Source organism: Chryseobacterium sp. TQ-BC-N36, from assembly GCF_058382295.1.
Genome location: NZ_CM178175.1, coordinates 2,996,705 through 3,017,768 on the forward strand (window position 1 = coordinate 2,996,705; position 21,064 = coordinate 3,017,768).

The window sequence follows — 21,064 nt, forward strand, 5'->3', positions numbered from 1 at the left end:
TTTCAGACGAAATCATCATTCCAAATTCAAGGATTATAAAATTCTTAGAGTGTCACAGTCTGACATCTTGTGTCTGACATCTGATATCTTACTCCTCCAATCTTACGTCTAATCCAAGACCCTGTAACTCGTGAAGTAATACGTTGAATGATTCCGGAATACCTGGTTCAGGCATAGATTCACCTTTCGCAATAGCTTCATAAGTTTTTGCTCTACCAATCACGTCATCCGACTTCACAGTCAGGATTTCTCTCAGGATATTAGATGCACCGAATGCTTCAAGTGCCCAAACCTCCATCTCTCCGAATCTCTGACCTCCGAACTGAGCTTTACCTCCTAACGGCTGTTGAGTAATCAATGAGTAAGGACCGATAGAACGTGCGTGCATCTTATCATCAACCATGTGTCCTAACTTCAGCATGTAGATTACACCCACTGTAGCCGGCTGAGTAAACCTTTCTCCGGTACCACCATCATAAAGGTGTGTGTTACCAAATCTAGGAAGACCAGCTTTGTCTGTATATTCAGTGATCTGATCAAGGCTAGCTCCGTCAAAGATCGGCGTTGCGAACTTCATACCCAGCTTCTGACCAGCCCATCCAAGTACAGTTTCATAGATCTGACCGATGTTCATACGGGAAGGTACCCCTAGTGGATTCAATACGATATCTACTGGTGTTCCGTCTTCAAGGAATGGCATATCTTCTTCACGAACGATTCTTGAAACGATACCTTTGTTACCGTGACGTCCTGCCATCTTATCCCCTACATTCAGTTTACGTTTCTTAGCGATGTAAACTTTAGCCAGCTTCATAATACCTGCCGGAAGCTCATCTCCGATTGAAATTGCAAATTTCTCACGGTTTTTAACTCCCTGGATGTCATTATATTTGATTTTGTAATTGTGAATCAACTGTTTGATCAATTCATTCTTGTCAGCGTCTACTGTCCAGTCTGAACCGCTAACGTTTACATAATCTTCAACTGAAGTTAATAACTTGTGAGTGAATTTTACCCCTTTACCGATAATTTCTTCGTCAAGGTCATTTTGTACCCCCTGAGAAGTTTTACCGCTTACCAGTGTATTTAATTTTTCAATTAAAGTATTTCTCAACTCGTCAAACTTAGCCTTGTAAGTGTTTTCAATTTCTTCAAGTTTAAGTTTTTCTTCAGTTCTTTTCTTTTTGTCTTTAATGTTTCTGGAGAACAATTTCTTGTTGATTACCACCCCTCTTAAGGAAGAGTCAGCTTTCAATGATGCATCTTTCACATCACCGGCTTTATCACCGAAGATTGCTCTAAGAAGTTTCTCTTCAGGAGTCGGGTCAGATTCACCTTTTGGAGTGATTTTACCAATCATGATATCTCCAGGCTTCACTTCAGCACCGATTCTGATCATACCGTTCTCATCAAGATCTTTGGTAGCTTCTTCAGATACGTTTGGAATATCTGCTGTCAGCTCTTCCATACCTAATTTGGTATCACGAACCTCAAGAGAATATTCATCTACGTGAATTGAAGTAAACCAGTCTTCACGAACCACTTTTTCGTTGATTACGATTGCATCCTCGAAGTTATACCCTTTCCAAGGCATGAACGCTACCACTAAGTTTCTACCAAGAGCCAATTCTCCTTTTTCAGTAGCATAACCGTCGCAAAGCACCTGTCCTTTTTCCACTACATCACCTACTCTTACGTTTGGTCTTAGGGTAATGGTTGTACTCTGGTTGGTTTTTCTGAACTTCGTAAGGTTGTATGTTTTAGTAGCAGACTCGAATTGTACTAAATCCTCGTCCTCACTTCTTTCATATTTAATTACAATTCTGTCGGCATCTACGTACTGTACTGTACCTGTACCTTCAGCGTTAATTAAAATTCTTGAATCTCTTGCAACTTGCTGCTCAAGCCCTGTACCAACAATCGGAGCCTGTGGCTTCAATAGAGGAACGGCCTGACGCATCATGTTGGATCCCATCAATGCACGGTTCGCATCATCATGTTCTAGGAACGGAATCAATGAAGCGGAAATACCGGAAATCTGGTTTGGTGCTACGTCGATAAGGTCTACCTGGCTAGGTTCTACTACCGGATAGTCACCATCCAATCTTGCAATAATCCTGTCTGTTTCGAAATCACCATTATCGCTCAATTCAACGTTTGCCTGAGCAATTACTTTAGCTTCTTCATCTTCTGCATTTAAGTAAATAGGATCAGCATTAAGATCGATCTTACCTCCTTCTACTTTTCTATATGGAGTTTCAATGAAACCTAAGTTGTTGATTTTTGCATAAATACCCAAAGATGAAATCAAACCGATGTTTGGTCCTTCCGGAGTTTCAATCGGACAGATTCTTCCGTAGTGGGTATGGTGAACGTCTCGAACCTCGAAACCTGCTCTTTCTCTTGATAAACCACCAGGCCCTAGTGCAGATAATCTTCTCTTGTGAGTAATCTCTGATAATGGGTTGGTTTGGTCCATGAACTGAGAAAGCTGGTTGGTACCGAAGAATGAGTTAATTACAGATGTCAATGTTTTCGCATTTACAAGATCAAGCGGAGTAAAGATTTCGTTATCTCTAACGTTCATTCTTTCCTTGATTGTTCTTGCAATTCTTGAAAGACCTACTCCGAACTGCCCTGCCAATTGCTCACCAACAGTTTTAATTCTTCTGTTTGATAAGTGGTCAATATCATCCACCTCAGCTTTAGAGTTTACCAGTTCGATAAGGTGTCTTACGATAGCAATGATATCTTCTTTTGTAAGAACCTCAGTGGTTGTAGGAATGTTAAGACCTAATTTTTTGTTCAATCTGTAACGTCCAACTTCACCTAAAGAGTATCTCTGCTCAGAGAAGAATAATTTTTCAATGATTCCTCTTGCTGTCTCCTCATCTGGCGGATCTGCGTTTCTTAACTGACGATAAATATACTCTACCGCTTCTTTTTCAGAGTTGGTAGGGTCTTTTTGTAATGTATTCTGGATGATAGAGAATTCATTGCTGTTTTCTTTGTGAATCAGGATTGATTTCACACCAGCATCCAGGATAAGATCTAAATGTTCTTTTTCAAGGATTGTTTCTCTATCCAGGATGATTTCGTTTCTTTCAATAGAAACTACCTCCCCTGTATCTTCGTCTACGAAGTCTTCGAACCAGGTGTTCAATACTCTCGCAGCCAATGTTCTCCCTTCTACCTTTTTAAGGGCAGCTTTAGAAACTTTTACTTCTTCAGCAAGGTCAAAGATCTGAAGGATATCCTTATCAGATTCATAACCGATAGCTCTTAATAAAGTTGTTAATGGTAACTTTTTCTTACGGTCGATATACGCGTACATTACGCTGTTGATATCAGTTGTAAATTCCATCCAAGATCCTTTGAAAGGGATAATTCTTGAATAGTATAATTTGGTTCCGTTTGCGTGGTATGTCTGCCCGAAGAATACACCAGGTGAACGGTGAAGCTGCGTAACAATAACTCTTTCAGCACCATTGATAATGAAAGAACCACTTGGCGTCATGTAAGGAACCGGACCTAAATAAACATCCTGAACTACTGTCTGGAAGTCTTCGTGTTCAGGGTCTGTACAATACAATTTAAGTCTTGCTTTTAGAGGAACTGAATAAGTCAGACCTCTTTCCACACACTCATCGATTGAATAACGTGGAGAATCTACCAGATAATCTAAGAATTCCAATACGAATTGGTTTCTGGAATCCGTAATAGGGAAATTTTCCTGGAAAGTCTTGTAAAGACCTTCTGTCTTTCTGGCTTCAGGAAGTGTATCAAGCTGGAAAAATTCTTTAAAAGACTCGATTTGGATATCCAAGAAGTCTGGAGTAATGATTTTTCCTTTCGCTGACGAGAAGTTAATTCTCGGATTTCCCTGAGTTGTTGATTTTGTTTTACTCATAAAACTTTTAAGAAAGGGTTAAAAAATATTTTGATTCATTAAAAAATATCAGAAAAGAACAAAGAAACAAGGCAAAAGTAAAAGGTAAAAGTGTTTTTGGCGCTCACGAAAGACCTTAGGCGCTTTCAACTTTGTACTTGGCTCTTTCTAACTGCAACACTGGTATATCTTTTCACAGCGTAATGCAAAATATTTTCCTTACTTTTGAGGCAGTAATACTGCTGTATTTACAAACAAGAAATCCCCTTCATGCTTTACACAATGAAAGAGCTGATTTTCAGTATTTTATAAATTTACAAACAATTTTTCGCGCCAAAAGAGGGGCAAAGATACGAAAAGTTATCCACAAAAACAAATAAATCATCTCATTTTGAGGCTCTTAAAATAAGAGAGGCTGCCCAGATATGAGCAACCCCTCCACAACACAAGCTAATCTTATGATTATTTCACAATAACCTTATAAGATTTTATTTTTGATTTAGTTTCTATTTTGATAATATATACTCCTGTAGGAAGCGAAGATGTATCAATCCCTGTATGGGCATTCAACTGATCTGTTTTAACCACCTGTCCCTGTGCGGAGAACAGCGTGTAAATCCCTTCTTCTGCTGATGTAATTCTAATATTATCCCCCGCTTTTACCGGGTTCGGATATATTTTTATATCATGCACAGTATCGGTGATTTCCGTTGCAGTGATTTTTGCAGCAACATTGGAAGCTTTCAGCAGTGAAGCATAAGGCGAAAGCGGAGAATTTGGAGATCCCCTCTTTACAGGATCTGTATCTACAACTGCCTGGATACCATCTTTATCTTTATCATCGATAGTAGAAATGAATCCGCCACCTAAAGTATCAAGATTTCCTTTTCCGATCTGATAAAGGTCAAGATCTGAACCATTGGAAGTAATATCCAGAAAATCCGGCTTATCATCTCCGTCTGTATTTTTGACCGGATACTTCAATACTCCTGAATCAGGTGATGTTTCAAGAATGTCTGCGATTCCGTTTTTACCTACCGGAACATTGGCATCGATCACTCCATTATGGTCCGCATCAATCTGATTAATTACAGAGGCAGGAATTCCGGATTCGAATAAATCTAAAATACCGTCATTATCGGAATCAAGATCAAGGTAATTCGGAACTGAATCACCAAGCACAGGTGTTAAAAGAATATCTCCTTCATTATCATCATCCTGAAACTTGCCGTTTTTATCAAAATCTTCTACAGCATCAGGGATTCCGTCATTATCAGAATCCAGATCACAGGCATCTACGATACCATCACCGTCTGTATCCAATACAGGTGACTTATCATTGACAGCTGTACATCCTTCGGCACAGTCAGGAATTCCATTTCCGTTATTATCTATGTTGTCATCACCTCCGTTACATTGGTCGAAACAATTTGGAACACCATCATTATCATCATCTCTGCTTGCAAAAGCATTGTAGATATAATAATTCTGAGGGATTCTAATTGCCGTTCCACTGTTGAAAGTAATCTTCATGCGGTTAAAAGGTTTTGTCGCCTTTCCTCCCACATAGAACTTATTGGAGCTTGCAGTAAAGAAATTCCCACTGATAAGACTTCCTGAACTTGTAAAAGTATCCGTCAATGTATTTCCGTTGTATAATGTCACAGTAATATTTTCCAGAACGCTTACTCCTAGGAGATTTCCTGCTTTTTCCACGGTGAACCCAGCCACTGTGTTGACAGGAAGTACAGCATTGCTGCTTACTGTTGCAAATGCTGAGAAAAGACTCAAAACAGATGCAGCAGGAACAGTAGCAGTTGCATAATTGGATGGGTTATTATCCACGATAGCTTCCGGGCTGGTCATTTTAGCCAGAATAAGTCCGAGAAATCCAGGGCCTGATGTCCAGTTAGTTCCTGTCACCAAATTTCCGGGAACAGCAGAACCACTGGTCTGAATTTTGTCATCACATTCACAGGTAACAGGTTCCTCAAAAGCATAATACACTTTTAAGGCTCCTAAATTAAACCCTAATGTTTGAGTGACTTTTAATCTCACCTCGTTGAAAGGTTTAGTCGTAGTCAGTGCTACTTTCTGTTTTCCTGAACCATATCCGAGTACTTTAATATTGATCAGTCCTCCGCCATCAGAAAGCTGTTTTGAATCCTGAAGCTGCCCGAAAAGATAAGTTTCTATGGTAATATTTTTCAAAAATTCAGCACTCAGCAGTTTTCCCTGGTCATCTGGTTCTATCACAAAACCTGCCTTGTTTCCTGCAGGATACACCTGATTCTTATCAAGAACTCCCACTGAATAAGAGCCCAGTAATCCTACTGGAAGGACAATGGAACCATAAGAGTTTTTATCACCATCGCCAATTCTCTCTTTATTCTGAACATAGGAAAGCGGCGCCAGAAAACTGCTGCTTCCGGAAACATTCCCGTCCACTCCACTACCCGCAATAATATCATCGCAAATACCATTATTATCCGCAGGTACTTTTGCAGGATCAAATGCAAATGCATAGTACACGTTCATTGCACTGAAAACAGAAAGAACATTCGTCTGATACAGTCTTACTTCATCAAATTCTTTTGATGTTTTAAAGTGCAGAAATATCCTGTTTTTACTTCCTCCAAATGCAGGAACCGATAAAAGTGTACTGCTTGTAGTGGTCTCCTGAAGTACACCATTTTTATAAGTACTGATTCTCAAAGAGCTTAACAGATCAACTGTAATAAAGCTTGTTCCGAGGTCTACGTTGAACCCTGTAATATATCCCGCCGGATATGTTGTATTTTTATTTTTTACAGAGATTCCGTTTCCGCTTAAAAGTGAAGCGAAATTCCCCATACTTACGCTGTTGTCAAGACTGGCATCCACTACAGGATTCATACTCCCGTTATAACATGCAAGACAAATCCCTGAGTTGTTGACAGGTTTTGCCTCTACGCCCATCCCTCGGATCGGCTCATAGCCCTGCTGCGCAAATAATACCGCAGACATCATCAATGTCATGAGCATCGCAGCTAACTTTTCGAATAATTTTCTGGTCATTTTTTATTTTTTTAAGGTTTGTGTTTTTCTTTCGACTAGTACAAGGCTTTCCAGTTACTTCCGTTACAGCCTTCATGGGCCTTAATTGTTGTATTATATCGGATGGCACCTTCTTCAGCAGCAGTGCATGACGAATTAGCTGCTGAAGCAATTCCTTTCATCTGAACTGCCGCACCTGTAGAGGTCGCTGCAGTAGGAATCATATTAATTCCTACTATTGTATCTGTTCCGTTATTCTTATTAAAGAAAACATGTTCTTTATTAGCGTAAACCATCTGACCTGCTGCTGCCTGACCTGAGAAGCCTATTGCGAACGCTTCTGTTCCATTGGCCGTATTAGCAGAACCAACAGCGATATTATTCAACGATGTTGTATTTCCGCTTCCAATGGCAATTCCTCCGCTATTTATATGATTATTCCCAACTGTAAGCCCTGTCAGACCTGTTACTGTGTTAAGATTTCCGAATACTAAGTTATTGGGTCCGGTAGCAGTATTGTTATTTCCTATTATCTTGGCACCATTATTCGCCGTGTTTCCCAATCCTATAGCTACAGCCGGGAAATTTCCCTGTGCAGATACTGTATTATCTTTTCCCAGTGCAATATTGGAAGATGAACTGTTGGTAAGTACATTATTCGATCCCCATGTAAATGAGGCGTAAGCCCCTGATGCCGAATTAGAATTTCCTCCTTGTAAAGTACCGTTTACATCCAATATCCCTTTCACATTCTTCTGAGTAGCCAAAACCAGATTCTGCCCATCATTCGTACCAAGATAATTACCTGTACTGATATTGGATCCTAATGTTGCTGCCGTTGCTGTTGTTCCGGTATTTCCTGCCGTACGCCAGCTTCCGCTTAAACCGCTCCACTTGATACCATCAAAATAATAATAACCAGGCGAGAGGACCTCTGCAGTCTGTCCGGCTGGTGAGGTTTCTGCCACAGTAACATATACAATTGCACCGGTTTGGGCAGTGGTATAATTTTTAGCCTTTAGTTCTACTCCTGTGAGTCTTGGGGCAATCAGCCCATCAAGTTTAGCAGCATTGGAAGGCGATCCTACGATATCAAATGTTGCCTGAGGTTGACCTGTATTAATCCCTACCTGCGCTATTAATGGCAAACTTGCAGATAAAAGGGCTAATGTGAATAATTTGTTTTTCATTTCTAATGTATTTGTTTTTTATTTCTGAGTTGTAATGGAAAGGACAATTTTAAAGCGTTCTCATTTGGATTAAAAAATGAAAAATGATATTGGTTTCAGAAAACGCTGAAAATTGTTAGAAATATTAAAGAATAAAAGTATGGCTTGGTTTGTCGGGAATCTTGATGATAAACTTAAAACCATCAATAAGCTGAATAGAGTTCACATAAAATTTTCTGACCATTTGAGATGTCAAAAAAATATTTAATTTATAGTTTAACAATGAGTAAGCCCATTTACTTTGTATAACCCCAAGTTTTAATGCTTTAAGAACAGATATACAAATATTAGTTTTGCAGAAAAATAAAAGGTGGTATCCCGGGCTGTTGCAATAGAATCCGCAGTCTGTTTTCTGACCGTCAGACATATAATGCAGAACTGAAAGATCATTTTCATTTTCATTTCCAGACCATTGATAAGCCGGAAAATCATTTGAACACCGATGATCATTCGTACCTGTACAGTGAGGGAGTTCTATCTTACCAATCGTTACAGATATTAACTTAGTGTTGAATTTCCCTACAGCCGCCAGCAGCAATAAAAATGCTATCCTGTGACCATAAGAAAGAAAATAATTTCTATCCAATTATGTTGTGTTTTTTCAATACAAATATAATACTTTTTCAATAAAACAAAATATTTATTAATAAAAAACATGACAAAACAAAATAAAATCAAATAATAAATAAAATAACCATACAATAATTGCAAAATAATCAATCATAATAAAATATCACCAAATAAGAACTAATCATATTAAAATACAATTATCGATTAAGGTACAGATTTACAGGATATTACAACAACAAAAAAAGCCCGGGCAATTTGCCCGGGCTTCTATATTTATAATAAAATTGAAATTATTTCAATTCTACTTCAGCACCAGCTTCTTCTAATTGCTTCTTAAGAGCTTCAGCTTCGTCTTTAGAAACACCTTGCTTAATTGCAGCAGGAGCTCCGTCTACGATATCTTTAGCTTCTTTAAGACCAGCACCAGTTAAATCTTTTACTAATTTAACGATAGCTAATTTAGAAGCACCTGCAGACTTAAGAATTACGTCGAATTCAGTCTTTTCTTCAGCAGCTTCACCTGCAGCTCCACCTGCAACTACTACAGCAGCAGCAGCTGGCTCAATTCCGTACTCATCCTTAAGGATAGCAGCTAATTCGTTTACGTCTTTTACAGTTAGGTTTACTAGCGTTTCAGCTAAATTTTTTAAATCTGACATTGTTGTAATGTTTTTGTTGATTATTTATTTAATTTTTTGAGTGTAATTATTCAGCACTTGTTTCTTCAGTGCTTTCTGCAGCAGCTTCCGGAGCTTCGGCAGCAGGAGTTTCTTCTACTACAGGAGCAGCTTCTTCAGCTTGAGCTTCTACAGTTTCAGATTTGTTTTGAAGAGCAGAAACAACTCTCTGGATTGGAGACTGAAGTAATCCGATGATTTCACCGATCATTTCTTCTCTAGACTTGATGTTAGCCAACATATCTAGGTTGTTGTCACCAACGTAGAAAGTTTCCTGAACAAAAGCAGACTTTAAAGCTGGCTTTTCTTCTTTCTTTCTGAATCCTTGGATCAATTTCGCAGGAGCGTTTGCTGTTTCAGCAATCATTAACGCTGAGTTTCCTTTGAAAGATGGGAACATTTCAGAGTAATCTACTCCTTCAATTTGCTCCATTGCTTTTTGTAAAAGTGTATTTTTTACCACTTTCACTTTGATATTTTGCTTGAAAGCCTGTCTTCTGAAATCTGAAGATTTACCAGCGTTCAAACCTTCTAAATCTGCTACGTATACTACTTTTGCATCCTGAAGCAAATCTTTGATCTCTTGTATTGCTACAACTTTTTGGTCTTTTGTCATTGTCTTAAGGATTATTATTAGTTAACAGATTTAGTATCAATTGCAATACCTGGGCTCATTGTAGAAGACAAATAGATGCTCTTCACATAAGTTCCTTTAGCAGCAGTTGGTTTCATTTTGATCAATGTCTGGATTAATTCCTGAGCATTTTCTTTGATCTTAGCAGCATCGAAAGATACTTTACCGATACCAGCATGGATGATACCATACTTATCTACTTTGAAATCAATTTTACCTGCTTTAACTTCAGTTACTGCTTTACCAATTTCCATTGTTACAGTTCCTGATTTAGGGTTTGGCATTAATCCTCTTGGACCTAATACTCTACCTAATGGACCTAATTTACCCATTACAGCTGGCATCGTAACGATAACGTCAACGTCTGTCCAACCTTCTTTGATTTTTTGTAAATATTCGTCAAGACCTACATAGTCAGCACCAGCAGCTTTAGCTTCTGCTTCTTTATCCGGAGTTACAAGAGCTAATACTTTAACATCTTTTCCAGTTCCGTGAGGAAGAGATACAACACCTCTTACCATTTGGTTTGCTTTTCTAGGGTCTACTCCTAATCTTACAGCGATATCTACAGATGCATCAAACTTTGTAGTGTTCACTTCTTTTACAAGAGCTGAACCTTCTTCAAGGTTATAGAATCTTCCTTTTTCTACTTTGCTTAAAGCTTCTTTTTGCTTTTTAGTTAATTTTGCCATTTCTTTAAGTTTTAAGCGTTAGTTGGTTTTGTTCCTGTTACTCTTAATCCCATAGATCTAGCAGTACCTGCAACCATAGAAAGAGCAGAGTCCATTGTAAAACAGTTAAGATCCGCCATTTTATCTTCAGCGATTTTCTTTACCTGCTCCCAAGTTACAGAACCTACTTTGTTTCTGTTTGGTTCACCGGAACCTCCTTTGATTTTAGCCGCATCCATTAACTGGATTGCTGCAGGTGGAGTTTTAATAACGAATTCAAAAGATTTGTCCTCGTATACTGTAATTACTACAGGTAAAACTTGCCCTGGCTTATCTTGGGTTCTCCCGTTAAATTGCTTACAAAACTCCATGATGTTCACACCTGCAGAACCCAATGCTGGACCTACTGGTGGAGAAGGGTTAGCTGCGCCACCTTTCACCTGAAGCTTTACCATTTTAAAGACTTTCTTAGCCATTGTTTGTTTTTTAAATTTGAATAATTAATGAGTTTGGAAGCATTTATTATTCAGCAGGTTATTGTACTCACCTATAATAAACCTACTTTTTGGACTGCAAAAGTATAAAATATTTTTGAAATAGCAAATGGAAATTGCTGATTTTTAAAAAGTTTTATAAAATAGTTTTTTGACAGAAATAATTTCTAAGGTATTTTGAAATTTAACGTTTGAGCAATTTTAATCAAATACTCCTTAATAAATAAAAACGGCTATTTAAATTGTAAATAGCCGTTTCATATATTCTTGACTGCAAAAAAATTTAAAAACCTGATGGTTTGTTAATCGTTTGGGTAGAACCGTCATTCCCGCCAAGATCGGCATTGATATCGTTGATATTTTGCTTTTCGATCAATCTTTTATATGCCATCAGATACAGGTCCACAGTAAAGTTATTGTAAGTTCTTGAGGGAGTAGGACTTGTTGCAATAATCCTGCTGTCTGTAAATCTTGCTCTGATATGCCATGTCCCGTTGCTTTTGAACGCAACAACGTCAGGTGATCCCTGTTTGTTATCATTGACCCCATTATCACCATAATCAAGCATTACGCTGGTAGTCCCGTCATTCAACTTGAATGAATAGTTATGAAGTACAACAAGGAAATTATTGGCATCTATCTTTGTGTCATAATCTGTAATTCCTGTACCCGGAACTCCGGTAAGAGTAAGTTTCAGATAATTAAACAATCCACTGCTTTCCAAAGCCGGGTCATATAATTGCAAGGCATTCTGTGAAGTTGCCAGGAAGCTACCTCCCGACATAGTTGGTTCACCCGGATTTCTCAGATATAAAGAATTCGTATATGTTTTTCCATTAACGTCAAGGGTTTCTGCAGGGTTTGCTGTATTGATCCCTACTTTTCCTTTCTGGGCATTCAGAAATATTCCCAGACACATGATTATTGTGATATAAATTTTTCTTTTCATAGTTGTTTATTGAAGCCCCAGAGGGGTATTAGTTGAAACTCCTGAATAACCAGGTGATGCTGAAGCAGAAACAGAACCGTTAAAAGTTCCCCAGTCTTTAACCAAGGACTTTTCAAAGACATTCAAACTCAGCGTCCATGTTCCGTTCTGAGATGAAACAGTTCCGGCACCTTTAAAAGCTAAATTAATAGCATGATAACTTTTACCCCCACTGGTCACCTGTGTAACTTCTGTAGAATAAGAGCCAAATGACTTTGGGTTTGTCGTCGTATTCGCTGCAGAAACCGCTGCCGTAAAAACAGCCCCTGTAATAGCCACTACATATTTACCTGCTTCTAATCCCGTATTAAGGTTCACAACTTCATCCTGCCTCACATTTTTCAATACAACATTATACATATTTACAGGAGCTACATTACGGAGCGATATATCCAGCAGCTTAACCTTACCTACCGGTGAGCTGTCTTTTGAACGGGTAAGCAGAAGATAATCTCCACCCGCCTTTGTATTTTCAGTATCTATTAAATAAGATTCCACTAATGTTTCACCTTCAACATCCAGAGTTCCTTTTGGAGTATTAGTATTGATTCCTACTTGAGCATTTATGCTTAAAGCAGCAAAACCCGTAAAGAGTATCGCAATAATTTTTTTCATACAATTTATGTTTTTATTGAATTAAAGGAGCCGCAGCAGCACCCGTTGCTGAAGCATTAAGGTTTTGTGTAGCATTGAAATCTTTGGCATAAGATCTGTCAAATACCAGCAGGTTCAGCGTCCAGACGCCTGTTGGAAGCGATGAATCCGGGGAGAATCCATGATAATCTGCTTTCAGCTTCCATGTTCCTCCTGAAGAATATGCAAAAATCTGAGGTACAGGGGTAAACCAGTCACCAGAAAAAGTTCTTGTAGGCTGTGTAAAACCAAAAGAAGAAATTACCACCAGAAATTTTTTAGAATTGATTTTTGTATCAAACTGATTGACCCAATCCTTGTCTGCAGGATCACAGGTAATTTTGAACTGAATAAGGTTAATTGGTGCCGGTGAATTAGGTACAAAAGAGTCATTGTACGCTGTAATTTTGTTTTCAGGAGCTGGAGATTTGATAATGAAAGTATAATTCTCATCTGCCTTCAGCTTTTCCATAGGCTGCTTGAAAACAATTCCGGATGTCTTCATAGTACCATTCACGGTAAGTTCTTTTTCCGGTGTCGCAGTATTGATACCAACCTGAGCATTTGCGAGCACAGATGTTCCCACCAGAATGATCATCGAAATAATTTTTGTCATTGGGTTATGTGTTTATATAAGACTTGTGTTTTTAACCCATCCGCATTTTTATATTCCTTAGTTCATAAACATAGAGTCCTTCTACAACTGTAATCAGTGTATAAAAGAAAAAATATAAAAATTTATGGATTAGTTAACAGCTTGGTTGCAAGAAGCATGCCATCTGAAGGATCATCAGATCATAGAAAAACAATTCAGTAAAGACAAACAGATAAAATCCCATAACAGGGATAAATAAATTAAAGTAAATCGCACTATAGAAGCATACTGCAGATATCAAAATTTATAATACGAATAGAATAACACAAATAAACTTAAAAAAACTTAATCCCTGAAAATGGAAATTTATTCTTTATATTCGATTATGATTTAAAAGAAATAAAGTGATTACCCGGTAAAATCAGAAATTATTTAAAAACTCTTATATATAAAAGCAAAAAGACCGCTTTACAGCAGTCTTTATATATCTTGATAAAAATAAGTTACACTTATACTTTTTCTACTTGCATGTAGCTCAATTCCATTGGAGTTTTTCTACCGAAGATCAATACTGAAACTTCAATTTTCTTTTTGTCTTCAAGAATCTTCTCAACTGTACCATTGAATCCGTTGAAAGGTCCATCGATTACTTTAACGTTTTCTCCAACTACATAAGGAATTTCAACATCACTTGCAAATTCAGAAAGTTCATCCATTCTTCCCAACATTCTGTTCACTTCTGATTTTCTCATTGGAACAGGATCTCCTCCTTTTGTTAAGCTTAAGAAAGAAATAACTCCGGGAATATTTTTGATAACGTGAGGAATCTCTCCCATCAGGTCAGCTTCAATCATCAGGTAACCAGGATAATAAGGTCTTTCTTTAGGAACTTTTTTACCGTTTCTAATCTGGATTACCTTTTCCATAGGAATAACCACTTGAGTAACGTACTGCTCAAACCCTAAACGTTTGATTTCTGTCTCAATATAGTTTTTCACTTTATTTTCCTGTCCGCTGATAGCTTTCAGCACATACCATTTCAATTCGCTCATTATGGGAAAATACTTAATTATTAATTGAACAAGTTGATTAGCATTCCTATTATGTTGCTGATTGCTTTTGAAAACAATTCATCAACTCCAAAGGTAAATAATGCCAGAATCACTGTCGCAATAGTCACTACAATGGTAGATGACTGAAGGTCAGCCCATTTTGGCCATTCAACTTTATGTCTGAATTCGTTATAAGAACCTTTTAAAAAATCGACAAATGAACTCATAATTTATATTTGCACGGGCACAAGGATTCGAACCCTGATCAACGGTTTTGGAGACCGGTATCCTACCATTGGACGATGCCCGTAGTTAAAAAAAGCTCCGTAAAGAGTGTTCCTTACGGAAGCTTTTTTATATTGTTTTAGATGTGGATTAGTCGATGATTTCAGTTACCTGACCTGCACCTACTGTTCTACCACCTTCTCTGATCGCGAATCTAAGACCCTCGTTAAGAGCGATTGGCTGAAGTAATTCAACAGTGATTGTTAAGTTATCACCAGGCATTACCATTTCTACACCTTCTGGTAAGAAGATCTCACCTGTAACGTCAGTAGTTCTTACATAGAACTGAGGACGGTATTTGTTGTGGAATGGAGTGTGACGTCCACCTTCTTCTTTAGAAAGGATATAAACCTCAGCTTTGAATTTTTTGTGTGGCTTCACTGAATCTTTCTTAGCGATAACCATACCTCTCTTGATGTCAGTTTTTTCAATACCTCTCAACAATAGACCTACGTTATCACCAGCTTCACCTCTGTCTAGGATTTTTCTGAACATCTCAACCCCTGTAATAGTAGAAGTTAATTTTTCATCACCCATACCAACGATATCAACTGGATCTCCAGTGTTGATAACACCAGCCTCGATTCTACCAGTTGCTACAGTACCTCTACCTGTAATAGAGAATACGTCTTCGATTGGCATCAAGAATGGCTTATCCTGATCTCTAACAGGTTGCTCGATCCAAGTATCAACTGCATCCATTAATTCTTCAACAGTCTTAACCCACTTCTCGTCTCCGTTAAGAGCACCAAGAGCAGATCCTTGGATTACTGGAGAGTTATCTCCGTCATATTCGTAAGTAGATAATAAATCTCTAAGTTCAAGTTCAACAAGCTCTAAAAGCTCAGCATCATCCACCATGTCAACTTTGTTCATGAAAACAACGATTCTTGGTACGTTTACCTGACGGCAAAGTAGGATGTGCTCTCTAGTTTGAGGCATTGGTCCATCAGTTGCAGCACATACTAAGATAGCTCCATCCATCTGAGCAGCACCAGTTACCATGTTCTTAACATAGTCAGCGTGACCTGGACAGTCAACGTGTGCATAGTGTCTGTTTTCAGTTTCGTACTCGATGTGAGCTGTATTAATAGTGATACCTCTTTCTTTTTCTTCTGGAGCAGAGTCAATAGCAGAGAAGTCTTTTTTCTCAGCAAGACCTTTGTTAGCTAATACACTACTGATAGCTGCAGTAAGTGTAGTTTTACCATGGTCAACGTGACCAATAGTACCAATGTTCAAGTGTGGTTTGTTACGATTAAACGTTTCCTTTGCCATGATTTAAAATTATTTATTTATTGTTTTTCAAATTTTCGGTGTGCAAATATAATGAATTTTTAAATACCAAAAACTTTTTATTAAAAAAACTTTCAATATTCACATCCAAATGAAGTACAAACCTTATATTTCAATGTATTGAGATTGCAAATTTACACAAATTTCTCAATTTAAAAAATCATTGCTCTACCTTTTCACCAATTTATAAAGTATCTCTTTAATTCTGAATTATATAAATTGATCAGAAAATATTCTTTAAAAAAATATTCAGGAAAAACCATGAAGCCTATTTTCTCGTAAATATCAAATATAAACCATTAAAATTAATATTATGAGAAAACTATTACATGTATTCATCATGTTTCTGAGCATTTCTTTTGGGGTTTCCTGTAAAGATTCCGACGAAATGATGCCTCCTCCGGATACGAATGTTCAGGGACCTGATCTTATGGTCTATGGAATTACCGGAAACAATGAGCTGGTGGCTTTCAATGCCAATAACCCTAAGGTATTTGTTTCCAAAACAGCTGTTTCCGGAATATCTTCCGGAGAAAAACTGCTCAGCATAGACTTCAGACCTGCTACCGGAGAACTCTACGCGCTGTCAAACGCCAGTAAACTGTATATTATCAACACCGCAAACACTTCTGCCAGAGCTGTAAGCACTTCATCATTTACACCTGCTATTTCAGGAAGTATTGTGTCTATAGACTTTAATCCTACGGTAGACAGAATCCGCATGGTTAGCAATACCGGACAGAATCTAAGAATTCACCCTGAAACAGGAGCTGTTGTTGCCACTGATATGAATATTAACGGAGCCGGAACTCCATCAGTAGCAGGAGTAGCTTATACCAACAGCAAATCAGGAGCCTCCAGTACAGTTCTTTATGATATTGATATGACTTCCGGAAAGCTGTTCAGGCAAGATCCGCCTAATAATGGCACTTTGGTAGAAGTGGGGAGTTTAGGAACCACCTTTTCGGGACAGGCCGCTTTTGATATAAGATATGACAACAGTGCTGCACTCCTTGCATTTAATAATAGCCTGCATCTTCTGGATCTCAATAATGGTAAAGCAACTCTTATCGGAATGCTCCAGCAGCAGATTATTGATCTTGCAATCCCGACTGAAGCAGTAGCCTATGCTGTGGATAATTCCAATAATCTACAGATCTTTAACCCCAACAATCCGATGCCGGTAACAAAAATGATTTCAGGCCTGCAAAGCGGGGAAAACATTTTAGGTATTGATTTCAGACCTGCCAACGGACAACTCTATGCATTAGGAAGCTCAAGCAGACTTTATACCATCAATCTAGGAACGGGAGCAGCTACACCTGTAGGCAGTTCTGCTTTCCCTACTCTACTTTCAGGAACGGATTTTGGATTTGATTTTAATCCTGTTGTTGATAAAATACGCGTAGTCAGCAATACGGGGCAAAATCTCAGACTTGATCCTGTTACAGGCGGGATTACTGCAACCGACGCTATTCTTAACCCAGGAAGTCCAATGATAAGTGCAGCAGCCTATACCAATAACACTGCAGGAGCTTCTGCAACCACCTTGTTTGTCATTGATCATAATACGGATAAGCTTTACCAGCAAAACCCTCCCAACAATGGAACGCTTACAGAAACAGGAACGCTAGGAATCAATATATCCAGTGCCAATGGATTTGATATAGGAAGCATGAGCCAAAAAGCTTATCTGATGGCAACAGTAGGAACAGCAACAAAAATCTACAGTGTCAATACCTCAACAGGATCAGCCACGCCGGTTTCAGATTTCCCGAATGCAGTAAGAGGATTTACTGTCGGATTAGGATTTTAAACTCATCATATTTTATTTCAATAGCAGACTCCCCCGGACCTGGATCCGGGGGAGTCTTTTTACAAATATATAATGAAAGAATAATTAAATCTGCTGAGATTTTCTGGTTCTGTTGAAAATCCAGAAAATAATCGGGAAAATAAGGAGAGTGAGTACTGTAGCTGTCACAAGTCCTCCGATAATGACAATAGCCAGAGGTTTTTGTGATTCTGAACCGATTCCTGTAGACAAAGCTGCCGGCATAAGTCCTATTGATGCCATAAGTGCCGTCATAATTACCGGTCTTGTTCTGGATTTTACTCCGTTTAATATCGCAGTATCGAGATCCAGGCCGTTTTTGACATTCTGATGGAATTCCGTAATAAGGATGACCCCGTTCTGGATACAAATTCCCAACAGCGCAATCATTCCCACACCGGCAGAAATCCCAAAATTAATTCCTGTAACGTGTAATGCGATAATTCCTCCGATTAAGGCAAAAGGTACATTGGCCAACACCAAAAGAGAATCTTTCATATTTCCAAACAGAATAAACAGCAGGAAGAAGATCATCAGAATACTCACCGGTACTACCTGTGCCAGCCTGTGAGAGGCACGCTGCTGATTTTCAAACTGACCGGTCCATCCCACAGAATAGCCATCGGGAAGTTCAATAGCTGATACTTTTTTCTGGGCATCTGCAATAGTGCTCCCCAAATCCCTGTCCCGAATTGAAAATTTCACCCCGATATATCGTTTGATATTATCTCTGTAAATAAATGCAGCTCCGTTATCCTTAACAATAGTGCTTATTTCTTTTAAAGGGATCTTGGCTCCGTCCTGTGTAGGTACCATTAAAGCGGCAATATCATTTTCGTTGGTTCTGTATTCCTGTGAATAACGAAGACGGATCGGGAATTTTCTTTCACCATCAAACATTTCCGAAGCGGTTTTCCCTCCGAAAGCCATTTCCAGCACCGCCTGTGCATCTGCCGGCATTACTCCGTAAGCCGCCATTTTATCTCTGTCCAGAACAACACTTACTTCAGGCTGTCCGATATTTTTAATGATTCCCGGATCTTTTACTCCATCCACATCTTTAATTTTCAATAAAACTTCATGAGCCAGTTTGTCCAGGGTTTCCAGATTATCACCATAGATTTTGATTCCGTTTTCTGCTTTAAAGCCTGCTACTGCTTCTGCTACGTTATCTGAAATCGGCTGGGAATAATTGAAAGTAATTCCCTGGTAACTTCTGAGTTTTTTATCAATTTCATTAATCAGCTCATCATAGGTAATCTTACGTTTCCATTCTTCCCTTGGTTTAAGGTTAACAGCAAACTGTACAAATCCAAATCCGTTAGGATCTGTTCCGTCGTTGCTCCTTCCGGTCTGTGCAAGCACATCTGTCACTTCAGAGAAGCTCATAATGTCTTTCTTTAAAAGGTCTGCCGTTTTTAAGGATTCTTTTAATGAAGAGCTCATTGGCATTTCGGCTGTGATCCAAAGTGATCCTTCATTCAACTGAGGCAGGAATTCTGTTCCCAGAAATTTTCCGGAAAATAATGTAACCGCCAGGAATGAAATAGCAACGATCATACTTGTCTTTTTATGCTTAAATGTCATATTAAAGCCTTTCAGAACAATTCTGTCCCAGAAATTAACAAACGGATTGTTTTTTTCCTTTACATTTTTATTTAAAAGAATATGAGAAAGCACTGGAACCAGTGTCAACGTAAATATCAATGCCCCCATTAATGCAAATCCAAGTGTAAATGCCAGAGGAGAGAACATTTTCCCTTCTACTTTCTGGAATGAAAAGATCGGGATCAGGGAAGTAATGATGATGAGCTTTGAAAAGAAGATCGCTTTTCCCAATCCGGTTCCGGTCTGCTTGATCCATCCTCCTTTGGCGAGTTTATTGAATTTTTCCATTCCGTAACGGTGCGCTTTATGATCAAGCATCACAAAGAGACCTTCCACCATGACGACGGCACCATCAATAATAATTCCGAAGTCTACTGCTCCTAATGAAAGCAGGTTGGCACTCATTCCGGCCAGTTTTAAACATAGGAATGCAAACAGCAGGGATAATGGGATGATAATGGAAACGATAAGGGTAGTTCGCCAGTCGGCCATAAAAATTAAAACGATTACCGTTACCAGTACAATTCCCTCAATAAGATTATGCATTACCGTGTGGGTGGTAAAATCCATAAGATTGTCACGGTCATAGAACGTAACCATTTTGACATCTTTGGGAAGAATTTTTTCGTTAAGTTCTTTGATTTTAGCCTTCACTCCTACCAGAACTTCTCTCGGATTTTCTCCTTTCCTCATTACGACAATACCTTCCACCGTATCATCATGGTTGTTCAGGGCAGCCTGTCCGACTCTGGGCATAGAGCTTTCATGAACATCTGCTACATTTTTTACCAGAACAGGATTTCCACTGTCATTCTGGATGGTGATATTCCCGATGTCTGTTACTGATTTTACCAGACCGATCCCCCTGACTACATAAGCCTGTCCGTTTTTTTCAATCACATCTCCTCCTACATTCAGGTTGCTCTTGGTCACTGCATCATATACCTGAAGCGGAGTCAGATTATATTTATCCAATGCTCTCGGATCTATACTCAATTCAAAAACTTTATCCTGTCCTCCGAATACGTTGATGTCGGCTACTCCCGGCACTCCTCTTAAAGCACGGTCTATCACCCAGTTTTGGAGGGTAAGCAATGTCCTTGAATCTTTTGTTTTACTTTCCAGGGTATATCTGAAAATCTCACCGGTTGGCCCGTAGGGTGGCTGCACTTCTGGGTCTACCTCATCAGGAAGGTTAATGGTTCTTAACTGGTTGTTGACCTGATTTCTGGCAAAAGTATCGTCCACCCCATCGTCAAACAGAATTTTAACAATGGAAAGCCCAAACATGGTGGTGCTCCTCACACTTGTTTTTTTCTGAACCGGGCTCATCGCCAATTCGATGGGTGTAGTGACAAAGCGTTCCACTTCTTCCGCACTACGTCCATTCCATTGGGTAATGATAACAATCTGGGTATTGGTTACATCCGGAAAAGCTTCAATAGGCATATTTTTGAAACTTATAAAACCGGAAATCGCTAAAATAGCCACCCAGATAAAGGTAAATGCTTTATTTTTTAATGAAAAAGCGATTATATTTTTAATGAATTTATTCATGATAGATAAATTGATG

General features: G+C 38.6%; 16 protein-coding genes and 1 tRNA gene. 1 reads left to right on the forward strand and 16 read right to left on the reverse strand.

What is annotated here, in order from left to right:
• Positions 1–88 precede the first annotated feature (88 nt).
• From rpoB to tuf, 15 genes are all read right to left on the reverse strand, one after another.
• The gene (gene rpoB / locus AC3FI7_RS13370; protein WP_142723731.1) at positions 89–3,910 is read right to left on the reverse strand and encodes a DNA-directed RNA polymerase subunit beta; all 3,822 of its coding nucleotides are present in this window, start codon (positions 3,908–3,910) and stop codon (positions 89–91) included.
• 441 nt (positions 3,911–4,351) lie between these two features.
• Positions 4,352–6,946, reverse strand: a complete 2,595-nt coding sequence (locus AC3FI7_RS13375; RefSeq protein WP_491460308.1) for a T9SS type A sorting domain-containing protein — start codon at positions 6,944–6,946, stop codon at positions 4,352–4,354.
• A gap of 35 nt (positions 6,947–6,981) precedes the next feature.
• The gene (locus tag AC3FI7_RS13380) at positions 6,982–8,115 is read right to left on the reverse strand and encodes a phage tail-like protein (protein ID WP_343659898.1); all 1,134 of its coding nucleotides are present in this window, start codon (positions 8,113–8,115) and stop codon (positions 6,982–6,984) included.
• Positions 8,116–8,239: 124 nt separating this feature from the next.
• A complete protein-coding gene (locus AC3FI7_RS13385) occupies positions 8,240–8,740 on the reverse strand; it encodes a hypothetical protein (RefSeq protein WP_142723728.1) in 501 nt (166 codons plus the stop codon).
• Between the two features lie 274 nt (positions 8,741–9,014).
• A complete protein-coding gene (rplL, locus tag AC3FI7_RS13390; protein WP_142723727.1) occupies positions 9,015–9,383 on the reverse strand; it encodes a 50S ribosomal protein L7/L12 in 369 nt (122 codons plus the stop codon).
• Between the two features lie 46 nt (positions 9,384–9,429).
• Positions 9,430–10,017: a 50S ribosomal protein L10 gene (rplJ, locus tag AC3FI7_RS13395; RefSeq protein ID WP_062675819.1), complete on the reverse strand. Its 588-nt coding sequence runs from the start codon at positions 10,015–10,017 to the stop codon at positions 9,430–9,432.
• A gap of 17 nt (positions 10,018–10,034) precedes the next feature.
• Positions 10,035–10,727 carry a 50S ribosomal protein L1 gene (gene rplA, locus AC3FI7_RS13400; RefSeq protein WP_142723726.1) on the reverse strand — a complete coding sequence of 231 codons (693 nt, stop codon included), beginning with the start codon at positions 10,725–10,727 and terminating at the stop codon, positions 10,035–10,037.
• Between the two features lie 11 nt (positions 10,728–10,738).
• The gene (gene rplK / locus AC3FI7_RS13405) at positions 10,739–11,182 is read right to left on the reverse strand and encodes a 50S ribosomal protein L11 (protein ID WP_047435399.1); all 444 of its coding nucleotides are present in this window, start codon (positions 11,180–11,182) and stop codon (positions 10,739–10,741) included.
• A gap of 301 nt (positions 11,183–11,483) precedes the next feature.
• Positions 11,484–12,149 (reverse strand): hypothetical protein, encoded by a 666-nt coding sequence (locus tag AC3FI7_RS13410; RefSeq protein WP_142723725.1) that lies wholly within the window; start codon positions 12,147–12,149, stop codon positions 11,484–11,486.
• 6 nt (positions 12,150–12,155) lie between these two features.
• Positions 12,156–12,803, reverse strand: a complete 648-nt coding sequence (locus AC3FI7_RS13415) for a hypothetical protein (protein ID WP_142723724.1) — start codon at positions 12,801–12,803, stop codon at positions 12,156–12,158.
• Positions 12,804–12,816: 13 nt separating this feature from the next.
• On the reverse strand, positions 12,817–13,437 hold the full coding sequence (locus AC3FI7_RS13420; RefSeq protein WP_343659902.1) for a hypothetical protein: 621 nt from the start codon (positions 13,435–13,437) through the stop codon (positions 12,817–12,819).
• A 488-nt stretch (positions 13,438–13,925) separates the two neighbouring features.
• Positions 13,926–14,468 carry a transcription termination/antitermination protein NusG gene (nusG, locus tag AC3FI7_RS13425; protein WP_002976412.1) on the reverse strand — a complete coding sequence of 181 codons (543 nt, stop codon included), beginning with the start codon at positions 14,466–14,468 and terminating at the stop codon, positions 13,926–13,928.
• Positions 14,469–14,488: 20 nt separating this feature from the next.
• On the reverse strand, positions 14,489–14,695 hold the full coding sequence (secE, locus tag AC3FI7_RS13430; protein WP_002976410.1) for a preprotein translocase subunit SecE: 207 nt from the start codon (positions 14,693–14,695) through the stop codon (positions 14,489–14,491).
• A 12-nt stretch (positions 14,696–14,707) separates the two neighbouring features.
• A tRNA-Trp gene (locus AC3FI7_RS13435) sits at positions 14,708–14,778 on the reverse strand.
• A gap of 65 nt (positions 14,779–14,843) precedes the next feature.
• On the reverse strand, positions 14,844–16,031 hold the full coding sequence (gene tuf, locus AC3FI7_RS13440) for an elongation factor Tu (RefSeq protein WP_034693176.1): 1,188 nt from the start codon (positions 16,029–16,031) through the stop codon (positions 14,844–14,846).
• 331 nt (positions 16,032–16,362) lie between these two features.
• Here tuf and AC3FI7_RS13445 point away from each other — a divergent pair, with 331 nt between their 5' ends.
• Positions 16,363–17,865: a DUF4394 domain-containing protein gene (locus AC3FI7_RS13445; RefSeq protein ID WP_491460309.1), complete on the forward strand. Its 1,503-nt coding sequence runs from the start codon at positions 16,363–16,365 to the stop codon at positions 17,863–17,865.
• 84 nt (positions 17,866–17,949) lie between these two features.
• On the opposite strand, the gene AC3FI7_RS13450 is transcribed toward AC3FI7_RS13445, so the two are convergent.
• A complete protein-coding gene (locus tag AC3FI7_RS13450) occupies positions 17,950–21,048 on the reverse strand; it encodes an efflux RND transporter permease subunit (RefSeq protein ID WP_142723720.1) in 3,099 nt (1,032 codons plus the stop codon).
• Positions 21,049–21,064 lie beyond the last annotated feature (16 nt).